This is a genomic window from Niallia sp. FSL W8-0635, assembly GCF_038007965.1.
In the GTDB taxonomy this organism is placed as follows: Bacteria; Bacillota; Bacilli; order Bacillales; family Cytobacillaceae; genus Niallia.
Genome location: NZ_JBBOYD010000001.1, coordinates 518,327 through 535,328, shown reverse-complemented (window position 1 = coordinate 535,328; position 17,002 = coordinate 518,327). Strand labels below are relative to the sequence as shown.

General features: G+C 37.5%; 14 protein-coding genes. 2 read left to right on the top strand and 12 right to left on the bottom strand.

What is annotated here, in order from left to right; all coding sequences use genetic code 11:
* Positions 1 to 109: 109 nt before the first annotated feature.
* The 8 genes from NYE52_RS02710 to NYE52_RS02675 all read right to left on the bottom strand — a co-directional run bounded on the left by NYE52_RS02710 (position 110) and on the right by NYE52_RS02675 (position 10,615).
* Positions 110 to 568 carry a YueI family protein gene (locus tag NYE52_RS02710; RefSeq protein ID WP_341191648.1) on the bottom strand — a complete coding sequence of 153 codons (459 nt, stop codon included), beginning with the start codon at positions 566 to 568 and terminating at the stop codon, positions 110 to 112.
* Positions 569 to 736: 168 nt separating this feature from the next.
* Complete coding sequence (locus tag NYE52_RS02705; protein WP_341191647.1) at positions 737 to 1,852, bottom strand: CamS family sex pheromone protein; 1,116 nt, start codon at positions 1,850 to 1,852, stop codon at positions 737 to 739.
* A complete protein-coding gene (gene ligA, locus NYE52_RS02700; RefSeq protein WP_341191646.1) occupies positions 1,849 to 3,873 on the bottom strand; it encodes an NAD-dependent DNA ligase LigA in 2,025 nt (674 codons plus the stop codon). Before ligA ends, NYE52_RS02705 begins: the two co-directional genes overlap by 4 nt.
* Positions 3,874 to 3,890: 17 nt before the next feature.
* On the bottom strand, positions 3,891 to 6,122 hold the full coding sequence (gene pcrA, locus NYE52_RS02695) for a DNA helicase PcrA (RefSeq protein WP_341191645.1): 2,232 nt from the start codon (positions 6,120 to 6,122) through the stop codon (positions 3,891 to 3,893).
* A gap of 54 nt (positions 6,123 to 6,176) precedes the next feature.
* Positions 6,177 to 6,869: a heptaprenylglyceryl phosphate synthase gene (locus tag NYE52_RS02690; RefSeq protein WP_341191644.1), complete on the bottom strand. Its 693-nt coding sequence runs from the start codon at positions 6,867 to 6,869 to the stop codon at positions 6,177 to 6,179.
* Positions 6,870 to 7,291: 422 nt separating this feature from the next.
* Positions 7,292 to 7,606 carry a YerC/YecD family TrpR-related protein gene (locus NYE52_RS02685; protein ID WP_341191643.1) on the bottom strand — a complete coding sequence of 105 codons (315 nt, stop codon included), beginning with the start codon at positions 7,604 to 7,606 and terminating at the stop codon, positions 7,292 to 7,294.
* Between the two features lie 77 nt (positions 7,607 to 7,683).
* Positions 7,684 to 8,724: a DUF3048 domain-containing protein gene (locus NYE52_RS02680; RefSeq protein WP_341191642.1), complete on the bottom strand. Its 1,041-nt coding sequence runs from the start codon at positions 8,722 to 8,724 to the stop codon at positions 7,684 to 7,686.
* Positions 8,725 to 8,869: 145 nt separating this feature from the next.
* Positions 8,870 to 10,615, bottom strand: a complete 1,746-nt coding sequence (locus tag NYE52_RS02675; RefSeq protein WP_341191641.1) for an adenine deaminase C-terminal domain-containing protein — start codon at positions 10,613 to 10,615, stop codon at positions 8,870 to 8,872.
* Positions 10,616 to 10,785: 170 nt separating this feature from the next.
* Between NYE52_RS02675 and NYE52_RS02670 the strand changes: the two genes are divergently transcribed.
* On the top strand, positions 10,786 to 11,163 hold the full coding sequence (locus tag NYE52_RS02670) for a YgaP-like transmembrane domain (protein ID WP_341191640.1): 378 nt from the start codon (positions 10,786 to 10,788) through the stop codon (positions 11,161 to 11,163).
* Between the two features lie 105 nt (positions 11,164 to 11,268).
* The gene (locus NYE52_RS02665; protein WP_445669086.1) at positions 11,269 to 12,153 is read left to right on the top strand and encodes an SDR family oxidoreductase; all 885 of its coding nucleotides are present in this window, start codon (positions 11,269 to 11,271) and stop codon (positions 12,151 to 12,153) included.
* 314 nt (positions 12,154 to 12,467) lie between these two features.
* Here NYE52_RS02665 and purD read toward each other — a convergent pair whose 3' ends face one another.
* The 4 genes from purD to purM all read right to left on the bottom strand — a co-directional run bounded on the left by purD (position 12,468) and on the right by purM (position 16,990).
* On the bottom strand, positions 12,468 to 13,724 hold the full coding sequence (purD, locus tag NYE52_RS02660) for a phosphoribosylamine--glycine ligase (protein ID WP_341191639.1): 1,257 nt from the start codon (positions 13,722 to 13,724) through the stop codon (positions 12,468 to 12,470).
* A gap of 27 nt (positions 13,725 to 13,751) precedes the next feature.
* The gene (gene purH / locus NYE52_RS02655; RefSeq protein ID WP_341195093.1) at positions 13,752 to 15,287 is read right to left on the bottom strand and encodes a bifunctional phosphoribosylaminoimidazolecarboxamide formyltransferase/IMP cyclohydrolase; all 1,536 of its coding nucleotides are present in this window, start codon (positions 15,285 to 15,287) and stop codon (positions 13,752 to 13,754) included.
* A gap of 73 nt (positions 15,288 to 15,360) precedes the next feature.
* A complete protein-coding gene (gene purN, locus NYE52_RS02650; protein ID WP_341191638.1) occupies positions 15,361 to 15,942 on the bottom strand; it encodes a phosphoribosylglycinamide formyltransferase in 582 nt (193 codons plus the stop codon).
* A gap of 16 nt (positions 15,943 to 15,958) precedes the next feature.
* Entirely contained in the window at positions 15,959 to 16,990 is a 1,032-nt protein-coding gene (gene purM / locus NYE52_RS02645) for a phosphoribosylformylglycinamidine cyclo-ligase (RefSeq protein ID WP_341191637.1), read from the bottom strand.
* Between the last annotated feature and the right edge of the window lie 12 nt (positions 16,991 to 17,002).

Genomic DNA, 17,002 nt, shown 5'->3' with positions numbered 1-17,002 from the left:
CAAATATTTTGCACTTTCTTTTTTATTTACCTTTTTCAGGATAAGTAAACATGTCCACACCCATTACTTCAAAAAAAGCTCAAAAAGATTCCTCTTTTTGAGCTTCCCCTTATTTACTAAACCATTTCCCAATCGTCGTAAACAATCCCTTTTTCTGTTCTTCTTTCAAAGATTCCTCTTCTGCTGTTTCCGTTTTTGGTTCTCCCACATAAATATTTTCTTTATTGATTGCATAATCATAAGCAATCAATAAACCAATTTCACTATCCGAATCTTTATTGGTTACGATTGTGTATTCCATATTTACTTGATTTGCTTCTTTGATGTACTTCGATAAGTAGGAATAGTCTAAATGACCATTTAAATATAATTTCGCGCCAGCATTTTTTTTCATAGCATCGATAATTTCTATATAAGGCGTTGCTTCAATTACTTGAGATTGGTTCAATGCAATCACAACTCTTTCTCTTAAGGAACCAAGAAATTTTCTTCGTTCCTCTGGCTTCGTTTCCTTTGCCCCATACATGCCCTTTTGCATATAATCATCTAAATTAGGGTTTGATGACATACTCACAACTCCTTCAGATTGATTCCTCTTCCATACTATACTCTACTCTGCCAATAAAAAAACTTGTATCTTTTTAAAATTTTTTGTCATTACACAAAAAAGAGAGTATCAGACATCACTCCTTCCACTTATTTAAGGGGAAACATGATGCCTAATACTCTCTAGTCATTACTCATAAATATGAATATATGGTTCTTCTGCATCAACATCACGTACGATTAATGATTCAGGACCGTATACAGATGTAATACTAACCTGTACAGAAGAGTTATTATTTGGAGGAAAGTGTTCCATCACTTTTCCTGCTACAAATTGGGTGAAGCCGAGCGCTTCTGCTTCTCCATAAAATTGAATTGGAATCTCAATACTTAAATTTTGCATTTTATCATTAACATAGAAAGCTCTTCCGACAACTCCATTAAAGTTTGGAAAATAGTTTTCTATATCTTGCTTGAAATAGGAAAAAGCATCCGCTTCTGACTTATACTTTGTGTCAGAACTTGGAAATAATATATATTTTTCATTAATATCTTCCCAGTCACCAATACTTTTACTATTGCCGGCAATCTTCGAGTAAGCAAAGAAGTTTCCAGGAACAACAGAGGAACTTTCCTTCTGTTCAAAAAGAGAGATTATGATTGGAATTTGTTCAAGTCCTTCCACGCCTCTAATTCTTTTTACGACCTCTTCTGCAATTCTCTTGCCTTCTTTTTCAAGCTTTGTTCGATCTAGTTTAAGTTCTTTTGCTGCTCCCTTTTCTTCATAGGAATAGACAGAATTCATAGCCAAACCAATTGAAATCCCACCAAGCTTTAAACTATTATCATCGGTTTTCACTAAATAATCATGCTCAAGGATATGGGCTAAATAAATAGGCTCTTTCCCATTCTCCTTACCAGCTGGATTCAAGCCCTCAGGATTCTTATCTGATTTTCTCCCTAGCCAGCTTGAGATTATACTACTATCTAAATACTGTCCTTCTTGGAAAAAATATTCTTCCGGATCATATGCATTTTGTGCAATCCGCATTAATCCTGTTTCGAATTCAGCAATATCATAGCGTGTATTTAAATTATTTACGACTAATCCCCTTGCTTCCGATGCTTTAAATGGAACGACTACCTTATAATAATTTTCAGAGATTTTATAGTTCGGAATAATCGCTGTTTCTGTCGAATTACTATCTACATCTTCTGTTTTTACTTTTTCTTCCTTATTAAAGTTTGGTGCACAAGCTGAAAGGATTAGTACTAGTCCCATCATCATCATTACGTGTTTTTTCATTCAGTAAACACACCTTTATTCTTCAATTCTTCCATAAGCCTTTCCTCATCCCACACTTCAATACCTAACTGTTCCGCTTTTGTTAGCTTGCTTCCTGCATCTTCTCCTGCAACGACTAAATCTGTTTTCTTGCTAACACTTCCGGTTATTTTACCACCTAGCAATTCAATTTGCTCTTTTGCTTCGTTACGAGAAAGCTGTTCTAACTTTCCTGTTAATACAATTGTTTTACCTGCGAATATGGAATCCGCTTCTTCTGTTGCTACTGGTAATGGGCCTGTATATTCCATGTTGACACCATATGCTTTTAGCTCTGTAATTAATTCCAGTACCTCTTCTTGTTCAAAAAAAGTAACAATGGAATCCGCCATCTTTTCCCCGATTTCATTGATGGCTGTTAAATCCTCTTTAGTAGCTTTCACAAGTGAATCCATATGTTTGAATTCCATCGCAATCGTTTTCGCTGCTTTTGCACCCACATGACGAATACCTAAACCAAATAACAACCTCTCAAGAGAGTTTTGTTTCGATACCTCAATTGCTTGCAGTAAATTGTTAACAGACTTTTCACCCATTCTCTCTAATTGAATCAGTTGCTCGAATTCTAATGTGTACAAATCAGCAACATCTTCAATTAATTTTTCAGAAAATAATTGGCTCACTACTCGCTCACCAAGCCCATCAATATTCATGGCATTTCTAGAAACAAAATGAATTAAGCCTTCCCTAATTTGTGCAGGACATTTTGGGTTAATACAGCGCAACGCTACTTCTTCTTCTAATCGAACAAGCTCGCTATTACATTCTGGACAATGAGTTGGCATTAGAAACTCTTCTTCATCACCGGTTCTTTTTTCCACTAACACATTCACTACTTCTGGAATAATATCGCCAGCTTTTTTGACAACAACCATGTCACCGAGTCTAATATCTTTCTCACGTATTAAGTCCTCGTTATGTAAAGACGCTCTTTTCACTGTTGTCCCAGCAACCTTCACTGGTTCTAGTACAGCAGTAGGCGTTACAACACCTGTTCTCCCGACATTTAGTTCAATATTAAGAAGCTTTGTCATTACTTCTTCTGCTGGGAATTTATAAGCTATTGCCCATCTTGGACTTTTCGCCGTTGTTCCTAGCTTCTCTTGATGAGCTAACCCGTCTATCTTTATGACAATTCCATCTATTTCATATGGCAAGTGTGGACGTTTCTCCTGCCAACCATCAATATATCGTAAAACATCCTCAATCGTAGCACATTTTTTTCTTTCTTTATTCGTCTTAAATCCAAGTGTGTCTAATAAATCTAGACCTTCACTATGGGATTGAACACCCGTCTGCCCAACATCCCCAATTGCATAAAGAAAAACATCTAGATTTCGTGATGCTGCAATTCTTGGATCTAGTTGACGCAAAGAACCAGCCGCCGCATTTCTAGGGTTGGCAAATGGCTCTTCCCCATTTTCATCCTTTATTTTATTTAGCGCCTCAAAGGATTTTTTTGGCATAAATGCTTCACCACGAACCTCAATGCTCACCGGTTGATTTAAGCGGAGAGGAATGGAGCGAATCGTTTTTAGATTCGCTGTAATATCTTCTCCAGTTGTACCGTCTCCTCTTGTTGCGCCTTGCTCAAATAAGCCATTCTCATATCGGAGGGAAACAGCAAGCCCGTCTATCTTTAATTCACATACGTATGAAAAATCATCCCCAATAGCCGCACGAACCTTCCGATCAAAATCACGTAAATCTCCTTCATTAAATGCATTCCCTAGGCTCAGCATCGGCTTTTGATGCTGAACCTTTGAGAACATATCCAATATTTCTCCACCAATTCGTTGTGATGGAGAATCATTTGTTTTTAAGCTTGGAAATTGTTCTTCCAAATGTATTAATTCATTTAATAATGCGTCATATTCCGCATCAGGAACAGAAGGATTATCCAGAACATAATATTCATACCCATATTGATTTAATAAATTATGCAGTTCTTTTACTCGCTTCTCTGCAAGGTTTTGTTCCATATACCCTTTTCCTTTCCTTATCCTTTTTGAATCGGTGCAAATTTAGCCAATAGTCGTTTAATACCTACTGGACTAGGAAAAGCAATGTCTAGCTCTTTCGAATCGCCTTCCCCTTTTACACTAACAACGGTACCTATACCCCATTTTCCATGAACAGCTTTATCCCCTACACTCCATCCAATTCCTTCTCCGCCTGTTGCAATTGTAGCAGGGCGAATAACAGCCTTTCTCATTGGTTGCTGTTGTGAATAAGAGCTTCGAGAGCCGCTTTGTGTTGGAGACATTCTTTGTCTATTCGAAACAGGATTTATACCTTCTAGTAAATCTTCCGGAATTTCTTTCACAAAGCGAGAAGGTGGATTCATATTGGTACGTCCGAATAATGTTCTCATTTGAGCATTTGTTAAATACAATTGCTTTTCTGCCCGTGTAATTCCTACATATGCAAGACGGCGCTCCTCTTCCATTTCTGTTTCTTCCATTAAGGAACGGGAGTGAGGGAATACGCCTTCCTCCATGCCGATTAAAAAGACAACTGGGAATTCCAACCCTTTTGCTGAGTGCAATGTCATTAAGACAACGGAATCCGCCTGTTGTCCATCTTCATCTAATTTATCAATATCGGCTACTAATGCTAAATCAGTTAAGAAGGCAATTAATGATTTATCCTCATTAGCTTCTTCAAAGTTTTTTGATACGGACATAAATTCTTCTATGTTTTCTAATCTACTCTGCGCCTCAATTGATTTTTCTGCTTTTAACATGTCTACATATCCAGATTTATCGATTACTTCCTCAACTAGCTCTGTCACAGATAAATATTCCTGCATTCTCGTGTAATTTTGAATCAAATCACGGAACTCACTCGCAGCCTTTGTAATCTTTGGACTTAAGCCAATTAATTCAACAGCTTCTAATGCTTGATACATGGACATATCATGCATTGCAGCAAAATTAGCAATCTTATCAACTGAACTAGATCCGATTCCACGCTTTGGAACATTAATTACCCGTTGGAAACTAATATCATCATCAGGATTAGCAATCAATCGTAGATAAGCTAGTGTATCTTTAATTTCCTTTCGATCGTAGAACTTTATACCTCCCACAATCGAATATTCAATATTTGATTTTAGCAGCATTTCCTCCATTACACGGGATTGGGCATTCGTTCGATAAAGTATCGCTATATCGGATAAAGGAATGGAGCTTGTTCTTCTTAATTCTTGAATTTTCCCAATAACAAATTGTGCTTCTCCTTGCTCGCTATCCGCTCGATAATAATAAATCATGTTACCATCTTCATTTTCTGTCCATAAGTTTTTATCCTTACGACCAGAGTTGTTGGCAATTACCTGATTCGCCGCTTGAAGGATTCGTTTTGTGGAACGATAGTTTTGTTCAAGCATAACTACTTTTGCATTCGGATAGTCCTTTTCAAAGGAAAGGATGTTTGAAATGTCAGCACCACGCCATGCATAAATGGACTGATCGGAATCACCAACTACACATAAATTGCGGAATCTGCTTGCTAGAAGCTTTACTAACATATATTGAGATCTATTTGTATCTTGATACTCATCCACATGAATATACTGAAATTTACGTTGATAGTACTCTAGTACTTCAGGAACTCTTTGAAAAAGATGGATTGTCTGCATAATTAAATCATCGAAATCCAATGCTTGATTTTTACGTAAACGTCTTTGATATTCTGTATAAACATCACTAACAATTTGTGAGAAGTAATCGCCTGCAGTCTTCGCAAATTCTTCTGGAGTAACGAGTTCATTCTTTGAAGAACTAATACTTGCTAGAATAGCACGGGGATCATATTTCTTCGGATCAATATTTCGGTCTTTCAATATACCTTTAATAACAGACTGCTGATCAGTTGTATCCAATATCGTAAAATTCCGGTTATAGCCAATTCGATCAATATCTTTTCTTAAAATGCGTACACACATAGAGTGAAAGGTTGATATCCATATATCTTCACTTGCGCCACCTAAAACAGCTGCAATCCTTTGACGCATTTCCTTTGCTGCTTTATTTGTAAAGGTAATTGCTAAGATATTGTATGGATTGACTCCCTTTTCCACCATAAGATAAGCAATTCTCTGTGTTAAAACTCGGGTTTTTCCACTTCCTGCTCCAGCCATAATTAACAAAGGACCATCTGTTGCTTTAACAGCTTCCTTTTGTTCAGGGTTTAATCCATTTAATATTTTATCTGTTAAAAATTGCATCTCTTCACCACCATAAGAACATATATTCTATTTTAACCTAGCCTCATTGGATATTCAACGATTGCTCTTTTTTATTTTAATAGTTTGTAATGCAGCAGATAAATCTTTGTAAATAATATTTCCGACAACAATTACATCTGCGTGATTTCCCATTTCCTCTGCCTGTTCTAGTGATTCAATTCCTCCACCATAGAACAGAATTGTTTCATTTAATTGACTTTTAGCTGCTTTTACAATGGATGGATCTCCATAAATCCCACTGTATTCTAAATAAAAGATCGGTAAATGAAACATCTTTTCAGCCATTAAGGCATATGCTGCGATATCCGCCTCGGATAATTCCGTTTCGGCACTTGTTAACTCCGCTGCTTTACAGTCTTTATTTAACACACAATAGCCTTGAATAAGGAATTCGTCCCAATCCATTAGCTCTCCATATTCCTTTACCGCTTCATGATGAAGACCAGTAATCCATTTCGTATCACTGCTATTTAGCACGGTAGGAATAAAATATAAATCAAATCCGGGTGAAACCGAATCTATTGTTGACACCTCTAATATACAAGGAACAGTGTAACGACGTACACGTGCCATTAAATTTAATACATTATCTAACGTTATGCCGTCTGTTCCACCGATGATGATTGCATCTGTACCAGATTCACATAAACGATCAAGCGCTTCATCTGAAATTTCCTTATTCGGGTCTAATTTAAATACATGACGCCATTCGCGCACATCATACATGCAAACTTCCTCCATTCTAACCATTACATCATTTCATTATAGCATTAGATATTCCATCAAAAAAGAAATCCTTCTGTTTAATTGCTTGTAAATATTTAGAAAAGCGGAGGACACCCGTTTAGGAGCGTGTGGGGTGGAGCGACCTTTCCTGAGATATAGGAAACACGAGGAACGCTAAGTCCAGATTCTGGACACTCCAACTGACTTCATAAACTTATGCTTTCTTAACTTTTAAAAGGAATGGAGGAAATCCCTCTCTTTCCTATTGGACGAAAAGGAGCGGACAATTGTTTCATTTTTCACATAGTAAATATATCTTAGTTTGCATCAAAAAAGGTCTAGAATTCAAAAAATAAAAGGATTGTCCGGAAAGAGAAAATCGTTCAGATTTACTCTTTTTTGGGACAATCCCTTTCTCTATTTTATTCTTCTATTTTCGTTGGCTCTTCTTTCTTAATTCGTGCTAATGCTAATTCGTATGCATCATTTCCATAATTTAAGCAACGCTTAACACGAGATATAGTTGCAGTACTTGCACCTGTTTCTTTTTCAATTGTGTGATACGTATTTCCTTCCCTTAACATTCTTGCTACTTCTAACCGTTGGGAAAGGGATTGAATTTCATTTACTGTACATAAGTCATCAAAAAACTGATAGCATTCTTCCAATGATTCAAGGGAGAGAATGGATTCAAATAATTGATCCAGTTCTCTTCCTCTTAATTTATCAATTTGCATAGTAAACCTCCATTTTTTATCCTTTATTTTTATCCAAGGCAACATTTTTGGTAATTAGCCTTGACAATAGTCCATCATTATTTCAGCGTTACAGCGTTCTTTAGCCCAGGAGTAGAAGGGATTATATTAATCCATGTTTTCCCAGGTACAAACCCTAACTGTTTATCTCCTTTAAATGGGAGAAGTCTTCCTTTACTATTTTTCCAATTGACTTCCTGCCATTTTCCTTGTTGCAACAAATATGCCTTGCCACCAGATGTTAAATCAATTTCTTTTCTTCCTTTATTATCAATAACCTTATGACTAGTCTCAATTATAAACACATTATCTACTGCTATCGATGCATTTGTTTCATAATCTACCGTTTGTTCTCCGTTTGAAAAACGAATATATTTCTGTACATCTTTTTCATATAAAAACTGTGAATTAAAGCTTGGATTGTTACCATAATTAATACTGACGGAGTTTGCCTCTTCTCCCTCGATTTCCTCTAATTCTTTTGTTTTTAAAAATAGGAGAGGTTCTGGTGCTCCTGATAGCGAATAATTATTCTCCTTTGCCCCCTTCTCAATGTTGGCAAAGCTTATGTAAGAATTATGTGGAGCTACTCGGTCAGAGGATCTTTTAAAGAGGGTTCCATCATACTCCATGCCGTTTAAATTATCAATATAGCCGTTTGTAAGTAGCTTTTTTGCTTCTGGGCTATATCCGTGTGCGATATACAAACTATTATACCCCTTTGCAAGCTCTATATAATAGTCTCGGGAACTACGGACAGGACCAATTACCTTAGGCTTTGTACTTTGAAAAACGGCTAGAAAACGAGTAACTTCCCCTTCCGCTAATACTTCATACACCATATCTGCATCTGCCAGTCCGGTTTGCGGTCTAGCGTCAGGATGATTATTAATCATAACAGTAACGGCACGGTCAGTACTTTCTGTGTGGCTAGGCAAACCAGTTAATGGATACAAAGTAGCAAGGTCCTTTATTCCCTCTTCTTCCTTGGTACCATTGCCAGTTTGATTACCATTATGTTTTCCTACATCCTTCGGTTCCCCATTACAAGCCGTTAAGGTAAGAAGCAAAAATAAAAAAACAAACCACTTTTTCTTCATAGTCCCCTCCTATTTTTCAATCAACACGATGTGAAATGGTCTGTGTCTAACATTTACTCCCCTTAGGAAACTTACTAAAGGGAGTAAATCCTTACTATTTAATATATCAGAATATTCAAATTAAACAATAGAACTCTTTTATATTTTAACGCATTATCGCTGGAAAGAGTACACTTTTATTCATTACATCATATAAACCTTTTTGGGTAATCCGAATATAGGGTAAATGGGTTGAGGTGAAAAACACAATGGTGTAAATAGGATCCTCATACCGATAGCCTCTATCTTTAATATATTGCAGCAATTCCTTCTCTTTTTTAATAAGTTCCTCCATTGGCATAGCGGCCATCATTCCTCGTAAAGGCAATGGAATTTCAATGTCTACCTTGCCGTTTTTCACCAGAACAATTCCTCCACCTATCTCTTTTAATCGTTCAAATGCGGTTATCATATCAGCATGGCTTTTTCCTAATAAAACAATATCTCCATCTCCAGTATAAGAGCTAGCCATTCCCCCAATTTCCTTTGTAAATCCCTTCAATAACGTGTTGATTCGCCATTCTCCTTCTCGATCTAAGAGCATAAAATAACATTCATCGTGTTCCTCCGTAAGAATAGCATCGGAAACGTTAATCGAGATGGAATATGGTTTGGTAATTACTGCATTCTCCAATTTTATTCCAAATGGCATTGAAAATTGCATATCAAGACTATTTACGTTCCATTTTATATCAAGCGGGCTTAAATCAAATTGCTCCCAATCAACCGATGGATAAGCTTCCTTAATTGCTTTGCCGTCTTTCTTCACCCAAATTCCTTTTGCTAATACAGAGACAGGCGTTGGATTATCTTTCGCCTGCAGAAAATTAATATTTGCCACTCTTCCTGTTGCAATGTTTCCATGTAAATGTTCGATTCCATGATAGTTAGCGATATTAACGGTTGCCATATTATAAGCATCTATTAATGGTACACCATGATCCATTGCAATCCGAATGAGCTGATCTATATGCCCATTTTCGTAAAAGGAAGATGGTGAGCCATCTGTAGTTAACATAAAACTATCATACTGATCAATTCCCAATTCTTTCATTTCCTTTAGCAATTTGGGCAAATCTGGTCGAATAGACGAGTACCGAAGACTTACTTTATAACCTTGAAGTAAACGATTCAGCACTTCTTTACCCGTCATTGCTTCATGATCACTATCTACCCCGAGGAGCATTAATTTCGCAAGCGTCTTCTCCGATGCTCCAGGAAAATGCCCCTCGATTCGTTTTCTCAAGCGCTTTGTCTCCTGCATCCAGTGTAGCATCATATCATCACCGTCTAAAAGTTTCGGCCAGCCCGTTAATTCTCCACCTTGAATCACTGCATCATTCTCTAGCCAACTTTTTACATTCCCATGGGAAAAAACTTGCTCTTCCTCTTTTAACTCTGTTTGCGCATCATATCTACTCCACCATAATATCGTAGATGGAATGTCCTTCATAAAGCCTAAAAAAGTAAACGCTTTCTTTTTTTCTAACTGCATAGCCAAAACAAGGTTATCATTCACGTGTGTAGTTGTTCCAAATTGTGATGTATATTGGGCTAAGGTTAGGGGATTATAAATTTGAAAAGGATGTGCATGTGGTTCTATGTATCCTGGAACTAAAAAAAGATCTGTGCAATCAACCATTTCTGCTTTATCTATTCGTTTGGGCATATCATTGCCCACATAAATGATTCTATCTTGATATATCCATATATTTGCTATAAGCCACTTGCGTAATATCTGATTTAAATATGTTGCATTTTTTAGAATGATTGTAGGGGATTTTTCACCATTCAAAATGGATACATGGTCACGCAAAACTTTGTTTTTCCATCGATATCGCTGAGCTAACACTACGCTTCCTCCCTTTTCATGTCTGTCTCATGTATATAAAAAATGTAACGATTTTTCTTTAAATAGATAGGAAATTGCATTGGAATTCCCTAAGATTAACATCATTTTACCATATAAAATATCAATTCATATTACCGTTTTGTTAAATTTATGTAGGAGGAACGAAACTTATGAATCCAAAACAAAATATAAGTCTAATTAATGCGCTTATTCGTATTACCTGTGGTTGTGCATTCCTTGCATGGAGTACGGCAAAAATGGCGAAGAAGCCCTATAAACAATCTTATTTTCTAATTTCCTTACTTGCGGGGATGAAAATCGCAGAAGGAATCGTCCGTTATTGTCCAATAGTTGCGCTTTATGGAAAAAAGGATGCAATTATGCCTAAATTCCAGCACAACCACGCGCAAAGTCAAAGTTCACATACTCCATCCCCAGCCTCCCATGATGCCGAGGCAAAAGATTCTTCTTCCTCTAAGGGAGTAGCAGAAATGATGGAACAATTTAGTCCAGAGAAAATATTCTCTCCAAATGATATGAAAAAATAAACATTACTAAAGGCTATCCAACCTATCGGATAGCCTTTAGTAATGTTTAGGAATGCTTCGATGTGGTAAATGCAATAACAGAAAATAACGAAGGAGCTGATAAAAATGGCAAATCCGAAAAATCCATTGAATCTATATTATAATGATGAATTTCCAAAACAATATCAGGAGCCTCCTGGTGTACAAGCTAAAATGGATCCACAGCCTGACTGTGGGGAAACAAGCTATAAAGGAGCTGGAAGATTAAAAAGCCGAAAAGCATTAGTAACTGGTGGCGATTCTGGAATTGGTCGTGCAGCCGCCATCGCATATGCCCGTGAAGGTGCTGACGTAGCAATTAACTACTTACCTGCAGAACAAGAAGATGCTGATGAGGTAAAGAAATTAATTGAAGCAGAGGGCCAAAAAGCAGTGCTGATACCTGGAGATTTAAGTGATGAAAATTTCTGTAAAGAATTAGTGGATAAATCTTATCAGGAATTAGGTGGATTAGACGTATTAGCTTTAGTAGCCGGAAAACAGCAGGCTGTTGATGATATTCTGGATTTATCAACAGAGCAGCTTCGAAAAACCTTCGAAGTAAACGTATTCTCTTTATATTGGGTAGTAAAAGCGGCACTTCCATACTTGCCAAAAGGTGCTTCTATCATTACAACCACCTCTGTTCAAGGCTATAATCCTAGTCCAAATTTATTAGATTATGCACCATCTAAATTTGCCATTAACGGCTTTACTCGAGGTCTTGCTAAACAATTAGCTTCCAAAGGAATCCGAGTAAACTCCGTTGCTCCAGGCCCAATTTGGACAGCCTTACAAATCACAGGTGGTCAGCCAAGTGAAGCCATTCCAACATTCGGCCAACAAGCACCTTTAAAACGTGCTGGCCAGCCAGTTGAACTATCAAATACTTATGTATTTCTAGCATCCGATGAATCTAGCTATGTTACTGCACAAATATATGGTATTACAGGTGGAATTGAATTAGCTTAAGTTGAAATGGAGAAAGTGTCTCTGTTACCTATAGGTTGGATTTTTTATGTTGTTGGGCTTAGAGGAGGAATCTCTGTTACCTTGAAGACAGCTTTTGCTTGATTCCAGGCTCAGAGATGCTTCCTCTGTTACCTCGAAGACTACTTTTGCTTGATTCCGGGCTCAGAGACGACTCCTCTGTTACCTCGAAGACTACTTTTGCTTGATTCCGGGCTCAGAGACGACTCCTCTGTTACCACACCATATACCATTAACAAAAAATCCCCATATGCAAAACATTGATTAAACCAATGCTACATACAGGGATTACTTCTTTATTTTATAGCCTTAAAGCCGATGTCTTTTCGATAAAAAACACCATCGCTCTCTAATTTCTCTAGTTCCTTATATACTTTATCCTGCGCCTCTTTTAATGTACTGCTCTTTGTAGCAATTAATAAAACACGGCCGCCATCTGTTGTAAATGCACCATCTTCATTTAGGTCTGTCCCCGCATGAAAAATAGAGACATCTTCCATTTTATCTAAGCCTTCAATAACAGCACCTTTTTCATATGCCTCTGGATAGCCTTTTGACGCAATAACTACTCCTAGCATATCCTCTTCATACCATTCTATTGTAGGAGCCTCTCCATTTAATACAGATAAAATAACTTCCACTAAATCGGACTTCATGCGCGGTAAAATAACCTGTGTTTCTGGGTCCCCTAGTCTTGCGTTAAATTCAATTACTTTTGGTCCTTTGTCTGTTGCAATTAACCCAGCGTATAAAATACCTGTAAATGTTCTACCTTCTTCAATCATTGCTTTTGCAGTTGGTTTGACGATTGTTTCAATTGCCGTTTGCACGATATTCTGATTAATGTGTGGTACAGGAGAATAAGCACCCATTCCCCCTGTATTCGGTCCTTTATCTCCGTCAAAGGCACGTTTATGATCTTGGGCAATTTCCAAAGGTATTACCGTTTCTCCATCCACAAAGGACATTAAAGAAAATTCTTCTCCAGCTAAAAATTCCTCAATAACGACTGTTGCAGAAGCACTTCCGAATTTTTCGCCAACAAGCATTTCCTTGATGCTCTCTAGTGCATCTTCCATGTTCATTGCAACAGTTACGCCTTTGCCTGCTGCTAAACCATCTGCTTTAATAACAATTGGTGCACCTTTTTCCTCTATATAGGCTTTCGCTGCTTCATAGTCAGAAAAAGTTTGGTATTCTCCAGTTGGAATTTGATATTTCTTCATTAAGTCTTTAGCGAATGACTTGCTTCCCTCTATTTCAGCAGCACGTTGATTTGGACCAAATACTTTTAAACCAGCAGCTTGAAATTGATCAACTACACCAAGAAGTAACGGTACCTCTGGACCAACAATGGTTAAATCAATCATTTGCGTTAATGCAAAATCAACCAGTTTTGCTATTTCTGTTTCTTCTATCGCAATACGTTCTGCGACATCGGTCATTCCAACATTTCCTGGCGCCACAAAAACAGTGTCTACTTTTTCACTTTCGCTTACTTTTGTACAAATCGCATGCTCCCGACCACCGCGGCCAATAACAAGTACTTTCATTCTCTATATCCCCCAAGCTTAAAGATATTAATGTTTGAAATGTCTTACTCCTGTTAATACCATTGCAATACCATATTCATTAGCTTTCTTGATGGAATCTTCATCACGAATACTTCCACCTGTTTGAATAATTGCCGTAACTCCTGCTTTAGCAGCCGCTTCAACCGTATCATCCATTGGGAAAAATGCATCAGACGCTAACACTGCACCAACTGCTTTTTCACCAGCCTGCTCTAAGGCAATTTTTGCAGATCCGACGCGATTCATTTGGCCTGCACCAACGCCTAGTGTCATTTCTTTGTTATTCACTACGATTGCATTTGATTTAACATGCTTGACGATTTTCCAGCCGAATTTTAGAGCTTCCCACTCTTCGTCTGTAGGTTTCTTCTCTGTAGGGATTGTAATCGTTGCATCATCTAAAGAATAGCGGTCAAAATCTTGTGTTAATAACCCACCTTCAATAGAAGTAAATTTCATTTCTTTACTGCTTCCAGTTCCAAAGGGAATCGTTAATAAACGGATATTTTTCTTTCCTTGTAAAATGTCTAATGCCTCTTGGGAATAAGAAGGGGCAATAACAATTTCTAAGAAAATTTCATGTAGTTTTTGAGCTGTCTCTGCATCTACTTCTCTATTTAACGCAATAATCCCACCGAAAATAGAAACTGGATCTGCGGCAAAAGCTTTAGAAAAAGCAGTAAAAATATCCTCCCCTGTTCCAACACCACATGGATTACTATGCTTAATCGCAACAGCAGCGGGCTCTGAAAATTCTTTTACGATTTGAATTGCTGCATCTGCATCATTGATATTGTTGTAAGAAAGTTCTTTTCCGTGTAATTGAGTTGCGTTAGCAATCGAGAAATCAGATCCAAGTGGTTTACGGTAAAATGCTGCCTTTTGATGTGGATTCTCTCCATAGCGTAAGGATTGCTTCAACTCATACGTAACCGTTAATTTTTCTGGCGTTTCTTCTTGCGTAAGCTCAGTCATATATTCCGCAATCATCGCATCATATGCAGCTGTATGACGGAATACCTTTGCAGCAAGTCTGCGTCTCGTTTCAAACGTTACTTCCTCTTCTTGCTTTAATTCCGCAATAACGGTTTGATAATCAACAGGATCTACCACTACCGTTACATACTGATGATTCTTTGCCGAAGCACGAAGCATTGTTGGTCCGCCGATATCTATATTTTCAATCGCGTCTTCCACCGTTACATCTGCCTTAGCAATCGTTTGTTGGAAAGGATACAAATTAACACAAACGATTTGAATTGGGTCAATTTTGTGCTCTTCTAATTGTGCAATATGACTTGGCTCATCAAATTTCGCAAGCAATCCACCATGAATATACGGATTTAAAGTTTTCACTCTTCCTTCTAGAATTTCAGGAAATCCAGTGACATCACTCACGCTCATTACAGGAATTCCACTATCCTGAATCGCTTTTTTTGTTCCGCCTGTAGAAATTAACTCAAATCCTAATTCATGAAGCTCTTTTGCAAAATCTGTAATACCTGTTTTATCAGAAACACTAATTAATGCTCTTTTTTTCATCATTATTCCCCCTGATATTTCATGCCTGTTGATATCTTAAGTATGATGGTCTTTTAGTCTATCGGTTCATCTATTAATGGAAAACTTCTTTTTTATGAAGCAAGTGTTGGATCACCTGTGGATATAGCTGGTGCTCCAATACTTGAATTTTTTCCTGAATGCTTTCTCTTGTTTCTTTTTCTGACAAAGCAATGGCCTCTTGGGCAATAATAGGCCCTGTATCCATTCCGGCATCTACATAATGAATGGTAATACCAGTTTGTGAAACTCCTGCCTCTAAGGCTTGACCAATTGCATCCTTTCCTGGAAAAGCAGGAAGTAGAGACGGATGTATATTGATAATTTTGCCCGCAAATGCTTGTAAAAGTGTATCACCTATTAATCTCATATATCCTGCAAGAACAATTAAATCAATCTCATTTGCTTCTAAATGCTTTAAAATTTCTTGTTCATAATCTGCTTTTTCCTGATAATTCTTTGCTGCAAAAACAAAGGTGGGAATTTCTTCTTTCATCGCTCTATCAAGCACATAAGCTTCTGGTTTATCAGAGACTAATAGGGTAATAGAGGCATTTAACTCCCCTCGTTTTACCGCATTGACTATCGCCTGAAAGTTAGATCCATTACCAGAAGCAAAAACAGCAATCCGCTTCATATACATTCCTCCAACACTATTTGAGGATGATATTTATTTCCCCGTCCTCTGTTACTTTTCCTAGTGTATAAGCCTTTTCCCCAATACGAGTAAAATGGTCAATGACTTGTTCCTCTTCTTCTTTGCTGACAGCAAGTACCATTCCAGTTCCCATGTTAAAGATGTTATACATTTCTTTACGATCAATTTCGCCGATTTGCTCCATTTTTTCAAAAACAGCAGGTACTTCCCAGTTTGATTCATCCAATTCCATTCCGAAACCTTCTGGAAGCATTCTTGGGATATTTTCGATAAATCCGCCACCAGTAATATGAGCAAGACCTTTAATCTCAAATTCCTTTAAAGCAGATAGAACTGATTTCACGTAAATTCTCGTCGGCTTGATTAATTCTTCTCCTAACGTACAACCAAATTCCTCGATATAATCAGATAGAGACATATTAGCTTTTTCGAAAAATAATTTTCGTACAAGGGAGTAGCCATTGCTATGAATTCCATTAGAAGCTAGGCCAATTAATACATCTCCAGCTTGGATTTTTTCACCAGTAACAAGCTTTTCTTTTTCACAAGCTCCCACAGCAAATCCTGCTAAATCATATTCTTCCTCGTCATACATTCCTGGCATCTCAGCTGTTTCACCGCCAACCAAAGCACAACCAGCTTGTTCACACCCGTCTGCAATTCCTTTGACAATCGCCTCGATTTTACTAGGCTCTGCTTTTCCACAAGCAATATAGTCAAGGAAATAGATTGGTTCTGCCCCTTGGACAACAATATCGTTCACACACATTGCCACAGCATCAATTCCAATTGTGTCATGCTTATCTAACATAAAAGCAAGCATTAGCTTTGTTCCTACACCATCTGTCCCTGATACCAAAACAGGGTTATTTAAATTTAAAACAGATAGATCGAACATGCCGCCAAATCCGCCTAATCCACCCATAACACCTGGACGAGTTGTTTTTTTCACATGCTTCTTCATTCTTGTTACCGCTTCATAGCCTGCCTCTATATTAACTCCTGCTTGTTTATAAGCTTCAGCCATTTTATGCCTCCT

Coding starts and splice junctions, on each gene's coding strand:
- purM (WP_341191637.1), bottom strand. CDS start 16,990: ATGGCTGAAGCTTATAAACAAGCAGGAGTTAATATAGAGGCAGGCTAT.
- NYE52_RS02705 (WP_341191647.1), bottom strand. CDS start 1,852: ATGAAAAAACACGTAATGATGATGATGGGACTAGTACTAATCCTTTCA.
- NYE52_RS02665 (WP_445669086.1), top strand. CDS start 11,269: ATGGCAAATCCGAAAAATCCATTGAATCTATATTATAATGATGAATTT.
- NYE52_RS02710 (WP_341191648.1), bottom strand. CDS start 568: ATGTCATCAAACCCTAATTTAGATGATTATATGCAAAAGGGCATGTAT.
- NYE52_RS02685 (WP_341191643.1), bottom strand. CDS start 7,606: ATGCAAATTGATAAATTAAGAGGAAGAGAACTGGATCAATTATTTGAA.
- purH (WP_341195093.1), bottom strand. CDS start 15,287: ATGAAAAAAAGAGCATTAATTAGTGTTTCTGATAAAACAGGTATTACA.
- NYE52_RS02680 (WP_341191642.1), bottom strand. CDS start 8,724: ATGAAGAAAAAGTGGTTTGTTTTTTTATTTTTGCTTCTTACCTTAACG.
- purN (WP_341191638.1), bottom strand. CDS start 15,942: ATGAAGCGGATTGCTGTTTTTGCTTCTGGTAATGGATCTAACTTTCAG.
- NYE52_RS02670 (WP_341191640.1), top strand. CDS start 10,786: ATGAATCCAAAACAAAATATAAGTCTAATTAATGCGCTTATTCGTATT.
- NYE52_RS02690 (WP_341191644.1), bottom strand. CDS start 6,869: ATGTATGATGTGCGCGAATGGCGTCATGTATTTAAATTAGACCCGAAT.
- ligA (WP_341191646.1), bottom strand. CDS start 3,873: ATGGAACAAAACCTTGCAGAGAAGCGAGTAAAAGAACTGCATAATTTA.
- pcrA (WP_341191645.1), bottom strand. CDS start 6,122: ATGCAATTTTTAACAGATAAAATATTAAATGGATTAAACCCTGAACAA.
- purD (WP_341191639.1), bottom strand. CDS start 13,724: ATGAAAGTACTTGTTATTGGCCGCGGTGGTCGGGAGCATGCGATTTGT.